The sequence below is a fragment of the Sphingobacterium endophyticum genome (assembly GCF_009733535.1).
Taxonomy (GTDB): domain Bacteria; phylum Bacteroidota; class Bacteroidia; order Sphingobacteriales; family Sphingobacteriaceae; genus Sphingobacterium; species Sphingobacterium endophyticum.
In genome coordinates this window covers 237,906-256,047 of sequence record NZ_SMMI01000003.1, presented here as the reverse complement: position 1 = coordinate 256,047, position 18,142 = coordinate 237,906, and the positions used below count along the sequence as shown (strand labels likewise).

The following is an 18,142-nucleotide window of genomic DNA, read 5'->3' as shown; positions in this document are numbered from 1 at the left end:
AATTATTTTATTTGGCCATCCAGCATATTCAAAATGGATTTACCATATTCCGCATTCTTTTCCGAATGTGTTACTTGAATGATGGTTACACCATCTTCATTGAGTTGTTTGAATAATTCCATGATTTCTTCCCCCTGTTTTGAGTTTAAGTTACCAGTGGGTTCATCTGCGAGTAATAACTTGGGTGATCCTGCCAATGCTCGAGCTATACCTACAACCTGCTGTTGACCTCCTGAAAGCTGGGCAGGAAAAAGATCTTTTTTACCTACAATATTGAACCTGTCCAATAGGTCCGAAACGATACTTTTACGTTCTGAAGAAGATAGGTTTTTATAGATTAATGGAGTTTCAATATTTTCATATACAGTCAATTCATCGATCAAATGGTAGGACTGAAAAACATAGCCAATATGCGATTGAAAAAGCTGAGACCGTTTTTTGGCCTTCATATTTAGAACATCCTCATCCATAAAGAAATAATTTCCTTCATCAGGTTCATCCAACATCCCTATAACGTTCAATAGAGTTGACTTTCCAGAACCTGAAGGACCCATGATAGAAACAAAATCACCCTCTTTAATCTCTAGATTAATGTCTTTTAAAATAAATGATTTCGTTCCACCTACATTGTACCATTTGAAAATATGCTCCAGTTTTATCATGATATTAATTTGCTGTTGTTTTGTGTCTAATTTAATTAATCTTTAAGTCATTCAATAGCATACGATAGCAGGTAATTGAATTACAGACTTTCATGGAAGCACTTACAATCGGTTTGCCATTTATATAATGATTTGAAATTCAGTTTTATAAGAAATATTTTAATTCATGATATGTTCGGTTTCGAACAGGTTCCGTTCACAATTGGACAATGTCCGCCCAAGAATTATTCATCCCTTAAGCTATCTACAGGATTAACTAGGGCAGCTTTTATTGTTTGAATATTAACGGTGATTAAAGTGACGATTAATACGATGAATCCTGCAGAGCCGAAAAACCACAATTTTACTTCTGTTTTAAATGCAAAATCCTCAAGCCATTTGTTAGCTAAAATCCAGGCTATTGGACTGGCAATAACAATAGCAATAATAATCATCAAAACATATTCTTTTCCAAACAGATTGGAAATACTGGCAATTGATGCTCCCAAAACTTTACGGATACCTATTTCCTTAGTCCTTTGTTCCACACTTTGTAGAATCAATCCCGTAACACCTAATGCTGATATAAAAAGCGCCAAAAAGGCAGATAAGGTAAAGATTTGCGCTTGTTTTAATTCTTTCTGATAATTGTTGGCAATCAAATCATCAACCCATTCAAAATTAAAATATTTATCTGGAAAATGTTTGTACATGGTTTGGGTAATCCGTTTTCCAACAACATTTTCTTGTCCATCTTTTATTTTTATCAATATATTTCCATATTCCTGAAAGTCCTTTGCCAGTATGACTGTCGGAGATAGAGGCTTATGAAATGACTCACTATGAAAATCTGCAACTATTCCAACCGGAATTATATCTAAACCTTGAATTGGAATCCCAAGATCAGATAAGCCTAACCTTTTTGCAGTGCTTTCGGTAATGAGTGCATTTAAAAATTCATCGCCCTCAAATTTAGGGTTAGGTTTAGGATGGCCGATATAGTCCTTTTCAGTAAGGTTTCTACCCGCTATAAGCTTAATATCTAACAAGGGTGTGAAATCAGCATCCCCCCCAATAAAACTAACTCTGATTTTTTCACCTACATTCTTTTTATCATCCACAGTTCTTGCTAGATATCCAGAACCTATATTAGGCCTCCATGCTGAAATACTTACTTTTTCTACTCCTGGAATTCGCAATAGCTCATTTTTTATGGTAGAAGATTTATTGGACAAGTAGAGTTGTTTAATATTGAGAAGATTTTCCGTATTTAATCCTTTTGGAGTATTTTGAATTAAGTTCAATTGGGACTTGACTGTAATCAAGCCAACAATGACGATCAGTGAAACACTAAATTGGAAAATGATTAAAGATTTTTTCATCCAAACCTCCACATTAGAAACTTTCGATAATTTATTTTTCAAAGCTTCTGATGATTTAATATTGGATACTATCCAGGCAGGATAGAAACCAATTATTAATCCAGAAAGTAGAACAGTAAGTATGAAATAAATGAGAATGCTACCTACAATTTCACGAGTAAAATATAGTTTGAAATTAAGGAAACTTTCTAAAGGAGGTAATGCTAATAAGTAAAAGAAAATACTAATTAAGGCGGCAATCAAAAAAATAATAATAGTTTCCAGCAAGAGTGATTTAATCAATGAATATCTACTTGCTCCCAATATTTTATGAAGGTTAAGCGACTTGATGCGTTTTATGGTTCTTACAGCATAAAGGTTTATAAAATTAATAAAAGATATAACTAGGACTAATAGTGCGATAATTTGAAAAATAAATGTTGTTTTTTCATTTCCATAAATGTCGGAATGGCTTACCGGATTCATGTAGATTTCCTTCAATGGTTGAAATCGAAAACTAAAATTCTTTACAGCAGAATCTGAAAGAAAATCTTTGTACCATTTATTGGCTTTCTGAGAAAAAGCTGCAATATCCGTGTTTGGTTTTAATGCAATATACTGCTCTTGATAGTATCCATCTCCATTTTTAGAAAGTTTATTATTTAAAACTTCAGAAAAAGTTATTACTGGTGTCCTAAAAGTTGAGTTATAGGGAATTTCATCGAAAACTGCAACAATAACGTATCCCACATTCTCGCTTTCTTCTAATAGCGGATCCGAAGACTTAATCAATTTTCCGATAACATTTTCCCCTTTAAAATATTTGTCCCTGAATTCTCGATTAATCATGATATTCGTTTTCCCAGCAACCAATATGTTTGGATTTCCTTCAATTATTTTAAAGTCCAAGATATTAAAGGCATCTTTTTGCATAAAGATTGAACGAACCTCAACTGTTTGATCAGTTCCGAGATTTAAAAAAATTTCTCGACTGAACATAGCTGCAGCAGCTTCAACTTCAGGAAATTGATTCTTTAACTCCAAGCCTAGATTTGCGTAAACTTGGTTTATTTCTCCTTCAATACCTTTATCCAATTCAACCGTGTTAATCCGATAAATTCGATTCGCCTTGGACCAACTCGTGTCGTATGATTTTTCTTCGCTTAATACCGAAAAAACCAATAAACATAAAGTAAAAGCCAGGGTTAATCCCAATACATTGATAACGGTATAAGATCCATTCTTTACAATATTCCGGTATGCTAATTTTATGCTATTCATTTAATTCAAAATATGTAAATGTTATTAATAATTGTTTATCTAGCTTAATCTTGTTTTTGAACAAAATCCAATAAGCGAACGTGCAGTTTTAAAATTATTCATCCCTTAAGCTGTCTACAGGATTTTCTTTAGCTGCTTGAATGGATTGATAGCTTATGGTAAGTAGAATTATAATTAAAACCAATATTAATGCTAATCCAAAATACCACCACTGAATAGAAATATGATAAGCAAAATTGTTTAACCAGCCCCTTATCAATAAAAATGCAAGGGGTATGGCAATTATAGATGCAATAGTAAAAATCTTAATAAATGGTTTATTCAATTGAATGAATATGGATTTTACAGAAGCTCCAAGCACTTTTCTTACACTCATTTCTTTTCGTTTCAAAGTAACTTGATAAGCCGACATGCTAAATAGACCAAGGGAGGCAATAATTACCGAAATTATACTGAAAATATTGAATGCTGATTGCATTTCTACCTGTTTAGCATGCAGAGCTGCATATTGTTGATCCATAAATTTATAGTCTAAAGGAAGATCTTGAGAATATTCATTTTTCTGCCATTCCTTTTCAACGACTTTTATAGCTTGGTCGACCATTCCAGGCGCTGCCTTCACCATTAAAGTTATTTTCATCCTTCCGGCAGCACATTCATTTTTATAGCTGTAAACCGTAGGGGCAACTTTTTCCTCAAACCCATATGCTTTACTATCCTTAACTACAGCAATAATATTAAAATTGACATTACAACCTGAAATTCTTGAACCTATGGGGTTTGTCAACCCTAATGATTTTGCTGCAGTCTCATTGATTACTGCATAATTTGATAAGCTATCTTTTAAGATTTGGCTTAAGGATATATGGTCATCACCTGCTATTTTTTCGATATTCAAAGTTTCAAAATATCGTGGATCGATACCAATATGTTCCAAATCATGTTTAGTAGTGTTTGAAAAAAATTCCATTTTCATGGGTCTTTCTCCGAATCCAGGTACATTGGTAGGGGAAGATGCCGAAACTATACTGGGATCATTAATTAACCTTTTTTTAAAATCTTCAAAGTTTCCATCCATTGCAGAATTGAAATATAGACCAATTCCATTAAAGTTTATAATCTGTTCAGGCTCAAACCCCTTATCTGTATTCTGAATAAATTTTACTTGTTGCTGGACAACAAACATCCCAACAATAAATATAATGGCAAATATGACCTGAAAAGTTAAGAGGGCATTTCGAAATGTAAAATTTTTAATTGTTTTTGTAGCCCCACCCTTTAAAAGATAAATGCTTTTATATCCAGAAAGCACCAAAGCAGGATAGATTCCCGACAATAGAGTAGTCGTTACTAACGCTAATACCAATTGAATGATGGTTTGGACCGAAAAAATATAATGTATAAGATCATCATTAAACCATTTTTGTAGTACATTTCCTGATATTGCAAGAGCAATTAAACTTAAAAAAGCAGATAGCAAGGTTAAAATAAATACCTCGATCAACAATTGACCAATTATTGCCGCTCTGCTACTTCCCAATATTTTTTTAATTGCCAATTCCTTTACACGATGGTCTGCCTGTGCCATGATCATATTAGCAAAATTCGCTGAGGCAAGAATTAGGATAATTGCTGAAAGAATTCCTATGATCCATATAATAAGATAACCTGTATTTGATCCAGCTTTTGGCATCAAATGAATATTTGCCAATGGTTCTAAATAAATGTTTCCTTTGGAAAATGAGGTGGATTTAATTTTATCATAAGTGGCAATTTCACTTAAGTATAGTGCATTAATCTTATCCTTTAAGGCTTGAATATTAGTGCCCTTCCTAACTTGGATAAAAGTTTGGTATGTGAAAGGATTTCCCGCAGCTTTTTCATCAGCAATATCTCTGATGAAAATTGCATCTTGGTTGATTAGAGATGGCGGTCGTTCTTTAATGATTCCATTAATAGTTTCTTGCATCCCAAGATTAATAGGGAGCATAGGAATGATTTTCGGTTCTAAAAATTGTAAATCCTCAGCTTTGAATAATAATTTGGCATCTCTCTCATTAATCAGCGTAGCTTCTTTTTGTTCTTTGGATTTAAAAATAGGACCGTTAATACTTTGAACCTGGAAGATTTCAGCAGCTGCAGAATCTAGGATTGCTCCATTTTTCATATACAGCGTTGACTCACCAGCAATTGGATAGCCACCGAAAGGATAAACCATATACCTTCCAGCCAGCTCCACTTCAGGAAAATTGTCCTTAATCATTGGTGCCATTGAAGGAACAGTCTCTATGCTGTATTGACCATTCAATTCTAATCCAATCTGATAAATATCATCAAATTTTGGATTCCAGCGATCATAGCTCATTTCCCTATTTATATATTGATAAGAAAGAATAAATCCTGTGAAACCCAAGGTTAATCCTAAAATATTAAGGATTGAAAATGTTTTATTTCTCCAAAGGTTTCTCCATGCTATTTTCAAATCATTTAAAATCATAATCCTCTGCTATTAATTTAATATTCTTTATCCATTTTACCTTTTTACCTCATTTCTCTAATATTGATCCTATACCTTATTCATCCCTTAAGCTATCTACAGGATTAGCCTTTGCGGCTTTGAGCGAATGGTACCCCATTGTTAAAAAAGCAATAATTATTGTTGCGATAGCAGGAATTAGGAACATCCAGTAGGATAGTTCAATTTTATAGGCAAAATCCTGCAACCATTTGTTTGATGCCCACCAAGCAATCGGAGAGGCAATTAAAATCGATATAAAAATGAGTTTCAAATAGTCTTTTGATAGAAGACCAACTATTCCTGCAATCGTACTTCCAAGAACTTTTCGGATACCAATTTCCTTAGTTCTTTGAGCAGTAGAGATAGTAACTAAGCTGATTAAACCTAAACAACTTAATAAAATGGTGATCCCTGTGGAAAGATTGATAATCTTGGAAAACTTATAATCACTTTCATAGAATTGACGCATTTTCTGATCATAAAACTCAAAAGCAAAAGGAGCATTTGGATATATTGTTTTCCATTCTTTTTCAATTGTTTCTAAACTTGATTTCCATGTTTTAGGGTCATCTTTCAATTTTATGGAGGCCCTTTGCAGCTGACCTCTGTATGCAGATGTTAATAGCGCAATACTCTTTTTTTCGGAATGAAGGGTTTTACTATTGAAGTCTTCAACTACTCCGGTTATTGTTCTGTCCTTGCCATAAGTTTGAACTGGCTTGCCTATAGCATCTGTTGGAGTGCGGAACCCCAATTCTTCAATAGCAATTTTGTTGAGGATCACTCCCGAACTGGTATCTGCAATAGTCATAGGCCTTCCTGCTAGTAATTTAATTTTATAAACTTTTAAATAGTCATTGTCAATAAACTTTATAGGCATATTCACCTTTACTTCACCAGTGTCTGATGCCGTGGAGACATTATTCCCCCAATGGTCATTGCTCAATGGAAAATGGCCAAGAGATACACCTTCTACTTGGCTATGCTTTTCTACAGCAGATTTAAAAACATACGGATCTACATCACTATTTTGATGTTTTTTGAATGGTAATTGAAAGGTCACGATCGCATTATAATTAAATCCTAAATCAGATTTCATGGTATGTTTCATTTGCAGTCCCATAATAAAAGTGGCTATCACGAATATTTGGGCAATAATAAATTGGAATACAATTAACACTTTGCGTAAAGAGATACTCCCTAAGGAAAGTTTGCCTATCCCCTTCATTTTAATGACTTCCGATATTTGAACCTTATTGATTAAATATACAGGATATATACTTGCAATAAATGTGATTATAATCAATAGCGCCAATATAAATAGGATAACCGGCCATTGATCCGAAAATGAGTTTATGTTGGCTGGCAGAAAGGAGGCAAAAGTTTTTTCAAAGATTTTAGTCAGTGGGAGGGAAAGTAATAGTGCAATAGCTGTGATAATAAAAGTTTCAAAGAAAAATGATTTACTAACATCAAATGGTTGTTCTCCCAAAGTTTTTCGGATTCCGATTTCTTTTGCCCTATAAGGAACCTGTGCAGTTGTTAAGTTAATATAGTTAATAGTTGCTAGTAGCATTAAGAAAATCCCAATACCAATCAACCCATATAGTATTTTAATATTTGTGCTGTCTTGTAGGTTCTGGTCAAAATGCACATCCGCTAATGCTGTAATTCCAACCCTTGCTTTTGAATCTGATTTACTAAACTCCTCATTTGTCATTTCAAAAACCTTCTTACTTGCTTGATCAACAAAAGAACTTTTGCTATTCAGGTCCTTTAATTGAACGAACAAGGTGTAATCTGACATAAAGGTTAGCCAATTATCACTATTCCAGTCATTACTTGAAACATTCATAAATTCTTTAGCCAGAAAGCTACTGGGATGTTCCAAATCTTTTACAACACCTGCAATGGAGTACATCAAGGTATCATATTTCAAAGTCTTTCCAACAAGATCTTTTAACTCCACATTTGGGAAATACTCCTTAGCTCTCGAAGCTGTTAGTACCACCTCGTTAGGATGTTGAAATACACGCTCTTGATTTCCTGCAATCCATTCATAAGGAACCATCTTAAAATAATCAGAAGTTGTTTCAACGATGTTTTGCTGATCCTCAATTAATATCGGATCTTTAGAATCAGAGGTATTACTAATAATTGGAAAGTGTTTTTTATTGATGGGGACCGTATATTCTACGGTACTGAGATTTTCTTTAATATACCTTGAAAGAGGGGTCGGCACCCCATCAAAATAATCTGTAGAACTCACCTCATCAAACACTCCGAAAACTTTAAATATCTTTTCTTGGTTCGGATGATGTTTGTCAAAACTGAATTCATAATTTACAATTCTAAAAACAATCCAACATGCACTAATGCCAATGGCTAATCCAATAATGTTCAAAAAGGCGAACATCTTGTTCTTCCATAATTTTCTAATAATTAGATTGATATTTTTCATGGGGTGGTTTTGTTAGATTTAAGAAGTTAGACGTTAGACACAAGACAGAAGACATAAGGCAAAAGAGCCGAGAAAAGTTAGATCTTAAATTTTATGTTAATTTATTTTTATTCATCTTTCAGACTATAGATTGGATTGGCTCTTGCGGCTTTGAATGCTTGTCCAGCTATTGTTAAGAAAGAAATGACAAGAGTTACTAAACCGGCGATTACAAAAATCCACCATTCCAGATGAATGTGGTAAGCGAAGTTCGCCAGCCATTTATCCATGGCTAAATAGCCAAGTGGAACTGTGATAATAAACGCAATCAGGACTAGTTTAATAAAGTCATTGGTCAATAATCCCACTAACTTAGCAACCGAAGCTCCCAAGACTTTTCGAATTCCTATTTCTTTAACGCGTTGCTGAGCAGCATAAGCGGAAATTGCAAATAATCCGATGCAGGCGATGCTTACTGTTACCAAGGCGAATAACTGCATGATTTTGGTTGTTTGTTGTTCCTGTTTATAGAGATCTGCATAATCTTCATCCAAAAAATGGTATTCAAAAGGAGCATTAGGTTTGAGTTTTTTGACAACAGATTCGATTTCTTGAATGGCTTGTTTAGAATTGGCATTAGCCTCCAATTTCACGAAAATATTACCGAAATAATTATATTCAGGAAATAAAGCAACTGGCCTGACCTCTTCACGCAAAGAGGCAAAGTTAAAATTATCAACGACAGCTTTTACAGGCCCTTTTCGTCCATTGATATGAACTTGTTTACCTATAGCTTCTTGAGGAGTCCAACCAATTTTTTCAACAGTTAATTTATTAATGATAATAGCAACTGATCTATTGACTGAGGTATCTTTAGCTTTTATAATATCGGTTTCATTCAAATTTTCTCCCGCAATTATGGGGATGTCAAAGGTGCTTAAGAAATCTCTTTCAATAGGTATGGCCGTTATATCCATTTTGAAATTTGCTTGTTTTCCTTCGGCTGTTTGTAGCGAATATCCTCCTTGTATATTGACAGGTGAATCATAAGAAGCAGATACATTTTTGATGCTACTGAGTTTCATTAATTCGTTTTTCATTGTTTCTCGCTCTATATTTTTCCAGATATCACCATCCAGCACGAGGATCTGCGAACGGTTCAAACCTGTATCCTTAGTCTGAATAAATTGCATCTGCCTAAAGGCAAATAAGGTGCATATCACCAAAAAAATCGAGATGCAATATTGAAAAGTAATTAGAATTTTAGCAACTGAGAATTTAGCATAATTTGATTTAAGTTGACCTTTAATAACATTTATCGGCTTAAAATGTGAAATAACCCAGGCTGGCCATCCGGAGGCTAGGAAGTTTAGGATTATAAAAAATCCTAACATAGAAATATAAAAAATAGGATTTGTCCAGATATTTAATTTTATGGGAACAGCAATATAAGCGCTGAATATCGGCAATAAAAACCATGTTGAAACTAAGCCAATAATCAATGCAAGTCCAACCATCACGGCACCTTCTCTAATAAATTGTTTAAAAACTAATTTTCTTGCAGCACCCAATACCTTTCGGACAGCTATTTCTTTTGCTCTTTCAGTAGCATGGGATAAAGATAAGTTTGTAAAATTCACAGCAGAAATAACCAATAAGGCAAATCCGAGAAAAGCAAAAATATAGATATAGGTCATGTTTCCAGATCCTGCAGCCTTTGAATGTAAATGAATATCTTGAATCTGTTCGATATTGAATTTAATAGTAAATCCAGCTTTCGCTTCTTCTTTAAATTTTTCGTTTGCGAAGCGGTCAACCTTGCTTTGAAAAGCCTTTGTATCTATGTTATTCTTTAACAATAAAAAGGTTAAATCATTTGCAGAACCCCATTGTGTCTGTTTATACCTTTCAAGACCTTTGTTTGAAAGAAGTGCAGTAAATTTAATTTCCGTAAATGTTGGCAAATCCTCAATGATGGCAGAGACCCTCCAAGGAGTGTTATCGACAACTAATGTTTTTCCAATAGGATTGGTGTTTGGAAAATATTTCTTCGCTAATTTTTCAGTAATAACGATATCGCTAGGATTAGCGAGTGGTGAATTCGAATTTCCTTCCAAGATTTTGTAATCCAATACCTTTAAGAAGTCTGAGTCAACATATTTTAATCCATTTTCCTTAATCGTTTCTGAACCTTTTTCAACAAGTGCAGCATCGTTGTAATTGTACATCCTAACAGCTTTTTCAATTTCTGGAAACTCCTTTTCAAACTCAGGAGCTAAGGCTGTAGGAGTAACAGACCAATATTGATAATCTTCGTCGTCTGCAGCCTTCACCCCAGATGTCACCATCGAAATGCGGTCCGAATTCGATAGAAATCTGTCATAAGTAAGCTCATGGTAAACATAAGCTGACAATAACAAAAAACAAGTTATTCCTAATGCTAAACTCGCAATATTAATGATAGCAAATCCCCTGTTTTTCCTAATGTTTCTAAATGCTATTTTTAGTGTATTCATAAATTAAAATTTATTCGTCCTTCAGACTTTGGACAGGGTTAATTTTGGCAATTTTTAGGGCATGATAACATATCGTTCCGAATGCGATCAACAAGCTGATTCCGGCTGCGGTAATAAAAACCCAGGCAGAAATGTTCGTTCTATAACTAAAGTCCTGTAGCCATTTATTCATAGCCCACCAACCTATAGGAGAGGCAATAAGAATTGCGATTATTACAAGGCGGATAAAATCCGTAGATAATAATTTAATAATCCCGGGAAGGCTGGCTCCCAAAACTTTTCGTATTCCAATTTCTTTTGTTCTTTGTTGGGTCACAAACGCTGCGAGGCCAAAGAGCCCGAGGATTGCTATGAAAATTGCAAATCCAGCAAAGATCGATACGATTGTCTTTGTCCGTTGCACATCCGCATACAGTGCTTCAAAGCCTTCATCCAAGAAACTGTACTGTATTTTTTGATTAGGTGAAAAGGAATTCCATACTTTCGTAATTTCCGATATGCTCTTCTCTAAATTTTCTGTTTTTAATTTAATGGAAATCATGTTAGGACTTCCACCAATTAACAAAGCCAAGGGCTTGACTCCATCCCCTTTCATATTATCAAAAATGAAATCTTCTACAACACCAATTATGGTGAATGTCGCAAAGTTTCTAATTTTGGTACCTATTGGATTTTTGATGCCAAGTTTTTTGACCATACTTTGGTTAACAAGGACTGCAGCAGAGTCTGTTGGCATCTCCATATTGAAATTCCTGCCTTGTTCTAACTTTATCCCAAATGTATTGATGTAATCTTCATCTACAATCCAATTTTGCCCGCCAACACCGACGTCTTCATTTTGCCTTCCATCGATCCAATACGAATTACCATTTCTTTTTACCGCATCCATCATGACCGGTAAATAATCTGAAATGGAAACCGAGGAAACTGTTGAAATTCCCTTTAATTCTTCTTTTAATGCTTTTTGCCTTCCCTCCAATGTTCCTGTTCCACGTAAAACCAATACCTGTTCTTTATTGAATCCTAGGTCCTTATGTAAAATATATCGTACCTGTTGGCTGATCACCAAGGTTCCAATGATTAAAATAATAGAAGTGACAAATTGAAAGATAACTAATCCATTACGGAACCAATTGTTGCTGGACTTAAGGTTGAGATTACCTTTAAGAACTGAAATTGGCTTAAATCCTGAAAGATACAGGGCAGGGTAAATTCCAGAAATCAATCCGATCAACATTCCAAACCCTAGAATGCCAGGGATAAAGGCTAAACTTTTCCAAGGATATATTAGCGATTTTCCTGAGATATTATTGAAATAAGGTAAAAGCAGGTAGGCAATAAATAATGCTAAGAGCATGGAAATCACAGAAAACAGGAGTGACTCTGTCATAAATTGATAGATTAAAGATTTTCTGTCTGATCCGATGGTTTTCCTTACGCCAACTTCTTTGGCTCGTGAAGCTGCATTTGCAGTGGATAAATTGATGAAATTAATAATTGCAATAAATAAAATAAATGCTGCTATACCTCCAAAGATATAGACCATCTGAATATCCCCTCGATTTTGGGTTTCGATTTTATTTTCTTGGACACCTTTAGAATGGAGGTGGATATCTTTCAATGGCTGTAAGGTCATACGTGCTGATTTCCATATCTCCTCATTAACTGCCATTCCTGCTTGAATTACAGCAGGTCGGTAATGGTCATCGATATAGGATTTGCTGATCTTTCCTTCCAATTGATTGATATCAGTCCCTTCTCGAACTTTAAAGTAAGTTGCATAATTGGAGGCCATCCAATTTTGCTTCTCACCTGGGTAGGGTTCATGCCCACTTAAGGTCATAAAGAAATCAAAACCATAAAAATTAGAATTAGAAGGTAAATCTTCAATAACGGCAGTTATGGTATAATAATTTGATTTGTCATTGTTCAGGTAAATAGACTTTCCAATGGGATCAGAATGAAATAATTTCTCGGCCTTACTTTTTGTAATAACAATGGTTCTTGGATTGTCCAAAGCATGCTTTAATGTGCCGTAAACTGTATTTAATTGGAAAATATCAAACATGGATTGATCCACAAAGCAAAAACCTTCTTCAGAAAATAGTTCTGGATTTTCAGTAGTCGCCACCTGATTGCTTCCTGCGCCGAACAGTGGGTTAGAAAGCACTCTTCCTGACTCAACGATTTCAGGGAATTCCTCTTTGAGAACTGGTCCTGCCGGTGCCGGCATCGATACCCCTTTCTGAACAATGTTGTCCCTGGTAACCATGCCCACGATACGAAATACCTGATTGGAATCCTTATAAAACTTATCGTAACTAAGTTCATGCTTGATATATAAAACAATAAGAAGACAGATTGCCATACTTATTGCAAAGCCTCCAATCTTTATGATCGAAAAGAACCCCTGATTCTTTAAGTTTCGCCAAGCGATTTTGATGTTATTCTTTAACATAATAACTTATTTTCTTTGATTGCTATTCATCTCTCAGGCTATCTACTGGATTTGCATTAGCTGCTCTGAAAGCTTGCCAAGCAATGGTTGACCACGCGATAACAACTGAAATAACGGCGGCTAATACAAACATCCACCATTGAATTTCAATTCTGTAGGCATAAGTTTGTAACCACTTATTCATTGCCCACCAAGCTAAAGGAGAGGCAATGATAAAGGCGATAAATACTAGTTTTATAAAATCCTTAGAAAGTAACAAAATAATACTGCTGACTGAAGATCCTAAAACTTTACGGATACCAATTTCCTTTACTCTGGTATTAATCGTCAGTAAGGCTAGAGCAAAAAGTCCTAAACAGGATATAATAATAGCTATCGTGGTTCCACTTATGACAATTCTTGAAAAAATACGTTCAGATTGATAGAGGTTTTGGGTGTTTTCATCCAAATATGAGGGGTCAATCTTGGCCTTTGGATTGACTTTCTTCCAAATGTTATTAACCTTGTTCAAGGTTTCACCTAATTGATTGGTCTCTACACGGACAAAAATATATTCTACATCAAATACATTTGGATTGACTGAAATTGTTAACGGCTCTACTTGAGATTTTAAGTCTTGAAAATTAAAGTCATCCATAATTCCAATCACCGTACTCGAACCATTAATTTCAATTTTTTGCCCCACTATTTTATCGGTGGCACCTAATAAAGAAGCCATTTGTTTGTTGACTATAACTGTATTAGAGTCTGTACCAAACGATCGATCAAAATCTCTACCATCTAATAAAGAAATTCCTAGCGTTTTTAGATAATCATAATCTACCCGCATGTAATTGGTTTTAACCTCTTTATTATTGTGTTCGAATCCAAAAATACTTCGCATAACATTTCCATCTTTACCTCTTCCAATATTGAAATCAGAACCACTTACAGATTTAACATTAGGTTGCTGTGCTAATTCAACTCGCATTCGTTTTAAGGCATCTTCTTTATTGATTCCATTACCAATTGGAATGCTGATGACTTCAGATTTATCGAATCCGAGAGGTTTATTAGAAATATAATATAGTTGGCTACTTATAACGATGGTGGCAATTATTAATAATGTTGCAATGATAAACTGGAGGACGGTTAAAGAATTTCTCAAATTCGAGGTCTTAATTTTAGAAGACCCTTTAAGGGATTGTATAATATTTGTCCTTGCTGCTTTAATTGCAGGGAGTGCGCCAGAAATTAAGGTAAGGACAATAAGAATAATAGTGAAAATAAGGATGTTCTTGCCATTGAATAGATCCGTAATTTTCAGTTGATAATTCATATTTGCATTATATTCTGGAAGAATAAAATAAGCGATTGCCAAACCAAGGAGTAGAGCCAGGACGCATAAAATAATCGATTCAAGACATAGTTGTTTGACAATGTCCCAAGTAGTACCTCCTAATGTCTTTCGTGTACCAATTTCACGATTTCTACTGATTGAATTTGCCAGTGAAAGATTTATGAAATTTGATGATGCGGTAAACAATATTAATCCTGAGATTAATAAGAGAATCCAAGGGAAATCTGCTGAAATGGTTTCGCCAAAGCTAAAGTCGTTTAAATGTAATTTGGAGAGAGGCAATAAATGTAAGCTAAAATAATCCCCATTGTTATCCGGTTTACCTCCATCACGTTTTAAACGATCAATATTTTCTTTGAAAAATTGGGCGGTAAATGATTTAGATTCTTTACTGAATGCCTCATCATTTATAGACTGTCCTTTGACTTTTACAAAAACTTGATGATCTTGATTATCCCAAAGGTTTAATTGTTGCTGATACCCGGGTTTATTTTCAAATCTCATCAGGGACGAAAATTCAAAACTTGAGTTGGATGGTATTTTTTCTAGGACAGCACTTATTGTGGCAGCTTGCCACGCACCATTATTATTGACCTCAATTTGCTTTCCCACGACATCAGTAGATCCAAATAATTTATTGGCCATTGATTCTGTAATAACAAGATTATTGAGTTCAGATAGGGCGTTTTTATTTCCTGATACAAATGGAAAGTCGAAAATATTTAAGAAATCAGCATCAACAAACCTATTCGTAGCCTCAAACTCTTTATCAGCATTCTTTAGTAAAACGGTGCTATTGCGAACCCTACTAAAGCTTTCAATACTTGGGATATCTTTCTTGAGTTGTGGTCCTAAAGGAACAGGCATGGAAGAGTCTTCTCTTTTCCCAACTTCAGGTTGTGATCGTTTGTAGAGCAATGCAATCCGATCCCCATCTTTGTGAAAATTGTCAAACGAAAGCTCAAACATCGCTGTGAGGAAAAGAACGGTTGAGGCAGCAATTGCTATCGCGAGTCCTAATATGTGAATTATACTCAAGGACTTTGTCTTTATTATGGATCTCCAAGCTGTTTTTAGCATGATCTTAAAATTTTTTATTTGTTTTTATTCGTCAAATGTTTATCATAAGCAAGCCTTATTCATCCCTCAAGCTATCGACAGGATTTGCTTTTGCTGCAAAATAAGTTCTCGACGTTAATACGAGGGTAGCAACAGCTGTCAGCCCAATACCGGCAAGAATAAATATCCAGAAGGATAATTCTGTTTTATATTCAAAATCATTGAGCCATTCATTCATAAAGTACCAAGCAATAGGAAAGGCAATCAATGAGGCAATTAACACGAGTAGCAACAGGTTCTTTAGCAATAAAAACACGATTTGACTTATCGTAGCGCCCAGAACCTTTCTGATTCCAATTTCTTTGATCCTTTGGTTCGTGATAAATACAGCAAGTCCAAATAATCCCAATGAGGCTATACTGATCGAAAGCCATACCGCCCATGTCAGTAATTTGCTGAGATTTTGCTCATTTTTATAAAATCCGGCGATCATTTCATCGATGAATTTATAGTTGAAGGTATCCTCAGGATAAAAATTCTTGAACTGTTTTTCGATTTTTGAAATGCCATTTTTCCAAGATTCAGGATGATTTTTATCTAAAGCCACATGTACAATATAACCGTCTTTCCTTGTCCAATACATGGTTGGCTTCACGGGTTCATGTGCAGATGAAACATTAAAATTTTTCATGACACCAACAATGGTAATTTGGCCATTGTTAAGTGTCGTACCGATGGCATCTTCAGGACTCTTCAACCCCAATGTGCCGAGCATTCTTTCGTTGATCATGCTTTCAGAGAGCGTATCTAAAATTCTTGCATTTCTTCCTGCAACGAGAGGAATACCATATACATCTAAGAAATATTCATCCCCATTCCTTGCATCAAAGGTCACAGATTTGTCTTCAGTTTTTGCTTGGTCATATTGCATTGATGAAGTCATCCAGCCATTAAACGCTGGCGACTGATTTCCAAAACTTGCAGCCTTTACTTCTGGAATTTTGAGAAGCTCATCTCTAAAAGTTTTCCCTACGGCTTTTTTATCAAATTCAGGAATGTAGATGGTTATTACAGCATCCTTATTAAAGCCCATATCCATATTTACGGCATAATGTATTTGCTTACTAACGACCAAAACAGCAATTAAGAAACCTTGTGCCAAAACGAATTGAAAAATCGTTAGACCCTTTCTAATCCATGCACTACGGCTCAGGTTGCTGTTTTTAGTTGCCTGATTCTTGAGGGCCATAACCGGAGAGTATCCGGTTAGTACCCATGCGGGATAAAAACCTGCAATACACGTGATGACAATCAGTTGAATAGTCAGATAGCCAATGAGTTCTAGAATTGGGATAGAATTTACCGTAAAACCTTTTGGGAGAAATCCTTCAAAAGCATGGACAAGTATAGGCAATAATAGTATGGATAACAGAGTTGCAAATCCTGCAACCAGGAAGGTTTCCAAAAGAAACTGTCTTACCAAACTTGATTTTTTTCCGCCTAATGTTTTACGAATTCCAATTTCTTTTGCTCGTTCAGATGACTGTGCCGTAGAAAGATTAATGAAATTAATAGCTCCTAACAGTAATAGGAAAATTGCTAATAATATTAAATTCCTAAGTGTGGACGATTTTACTGCATTATAATTATAAGTACTATTGAAATGAACATCTTTTAGGGGTTGTAGTTCAAATTTATCCTCCCAGGCTCCATCTTCCTTTTTTTTATTTTTACTTAGAATTCCAGCAATTGTCTTTTCAATAGCATTTGTATTGGTTCCCTTTTTCAAAAGCAACAGGCATTGGTTGCCTCCATTATAAGAAGTCCATTGATCCCAATTTTTTTGATCCTTGAGTGACTTGTACTGAGGAATGGTTATATATGAAATAATGCCATCATACTTGAAATCTGAATTTTCCTTGAAATCTGCAACAACAGCTCCAACTTGTAGATGTATACTATCTCCATAAAGAATTATTTTACCAATAACATCTGCAGGATCCAATTTCGGAAAATATAAGGCCGATCTACTTTTAGTAAGAACAATTTGATTAGGTTCCTTTAAAGAATTTATATGACCAGCTAAAGTTTCAGTAGGGAAAATCTTAAAATAGTTCTCATTACTAAAAGTCAATCCTTCCTGATCATTAAACAACTGTGGTTCTTCCTTATCATTCTGAAAAGACTTAAGTTTTGTCTTTCCCAACTCTAAATCAGGTACTAAGGTCTCTATTCCGGTAAGGTCGCTTTCCATTTCACGAATTAAAGGCACCAAGATAGCACTTCCTTTAAATCCTCCATTACTAACAACTCTATAAACTCTGTCTCCATGAGGAAGATGCTTGTCGAAACTATACTCATATCGAAGCATTAGAAAGATGATTAAAGTAGCGCAAATTCCAATAGCAAGACTTACTACGCTAATAGAGGAAATCAAAATATTTTTCCTTAAAAATCTCCAGGCTGTTTTGAAATGGTTTCTTATCATGATTTAACCTTTATGGAATTATTATTCTAGTATCTATCTTC

8 protein-coding genes are annotated in these 18,142 nt (G+C 34.8%); all 8 read right to left on the bottom strand.

The genetic code is table 11. From position 1 onward, the window contains the following. Positions 1-2: 2 nt before the first annotated feature. Entirely contained in the window at positions 3-662 is a 660-nt protein-coding gene (locus E0Y80_RS04055; RefSeq protein WP_156306127.1) for an ABC transporter ATP-binding protein, read from the bottom strand. 224 nt (positions 663-886) lie between these two features. Next, positions 887-3,283: an ABC transporter permease gene (locus E0Y80_RS04050; protein WP_156306126.1), complete on the bottom strand. Its 2,397-nt coding sequence runs from the start codon at positions 3,281-3,283 to the stop codon at positions 887-889. 94 nt (positions 3,284-3,377) lie between these two features. After that, positions 3,378-5,780, bottom strand: coding sequence for an ABC transporter permease (locus E0Y80_RS04045; RefSeq protein ID WP_156306125.1), 2,403 nt, complete (start codon positions 5,778-5,780; stop codon positions 3,378-3,380). A gap of 76 nt (positions 5,781-5,856) precedes the next feature. Next, positions 5,857-8,262 (bottom strand): ABC transporter permease, encoded by a 2,406-nt coding sequence (locus E0Y80_RS04040; protein WP_156306124.1) that lies wholly within the window; start codon positions 8,260-8,262, stop codon positions 5,857-5,859. A 107-nt stretch (positions 8,263-8,369) separates the two neighbouring features. Next, on the bottom strand, positions 8,370-10,757 hold the full coding sequence (locus E0Y80_RS04035; RefSeq protein ID WP_156306123.1) for an ABC transporter permease: 2,388 nt from the start codon (positions 10,755-10,757) through the stop codon (positions 8,370-8,372). Positions 10,758-10,767: 10 nt separating this feature from the next. Continuing rightward, positions 10,768-13,215: an ABC transporter permease gene (locus E0Y80_RS04030; RefSeq protein WP_156306122.1), complete on the bottom strand. Its 2,448-nt coding sequence runs from the start codon at positions 13,213-13,215 to the stop codon at positions 10,768-10,770. A 22-nt stretch (positions 13,216-13,237) separates the two neighbouring features. Beyond that, positions 13,238-15,634: an ABC transporter permease gene (locus tag E0Y80_RS04025; RefSeq protein ID WP_156306121.1), complete on the bottom strand. Its 2,397-nt coding sequence runs from the start codon at positions 15,632-15,634 to the stop codon at positions 13,238-13,240. Between the two features lie 55 nt (positions 15,635-15,689). Then, positions 15,690-18,101 carry an ABC transporter permease gene (locus E0Y80_RS04020; protein ID WP_156306120.1) on the bottom strand — a complete coding sequence of 804 codons (2,412 nt, stop codon included), beginning with the start codon at positions 18,099-18,101 and terminating at the stop codon, positions 15,690-15,692. Positions 18,102-18,142: the final 41 nt, after the last annotated feature.

What these genes read in the sequence shown, in the direction of transcription:
- E0Y80_RS04055 (WP_156306127.1), bottom strand. Translation starts at nt 662, where the DNA reads ATGATAAAACTGGAGCATATTTTCAAATGGTACAATGTAGGTGGAACG.
- E0Y80_RS04050 (WP_156306126.1), bottom strand. Translation starts at nt 3,283, where the DNA reads ATGAATAGCATAAAATTAGCATACCGGAATATTGTAAAGAATGGATCT.
- E0Y80_RS04045 (WP_156306125.1), bottom strand. Translation starts at nt 5,780, where the DNA reads ATGATTTTAAATGATTTGAAAATAGCATGGAGAAACCTTTGGAGAAAT.
- E0Y80_RS04040 (WP_156306124.1), bottom strand. Translation starts at nt 8,262, where the DNA reads ATGAAAAATATCAATCTAATTATTAGAAAATTATGGAAGAACAAGATG.
- E0Y80_RS04035 (WP_156306123.1), bottom strand. Translation starts at nt 10,757, where the DNA reads ATGAATACACTAAAAATAGCATTTAGAAACATTAGGAAAAACAGGGGA.
- E0Y80_RS04030 (WP_156306122.1), bottom strand. Translation starts at nt 13,215, where the DNA reads ATGTTAAAGAATAACATCAAAATCGCTTGGCGAAACTTAAAGAATCAG.
- E0Y80_RS04025 (WP_156306121.1), bottom strand. Translation starts at nt 15,634, where the DNA reads ATGCTAAAAACAGCTTGGAGATCCATAATAAAGACAAAGTCCTTGAGT.
- E0Y80_RS04020 (WP_156306120.1), bottom strand. Translation starts at nt 18,101, where the DNA reads ATGATAAGAAACCATTTCAAAACAGCCTGGAGATTTTTAAGGAAAAAT.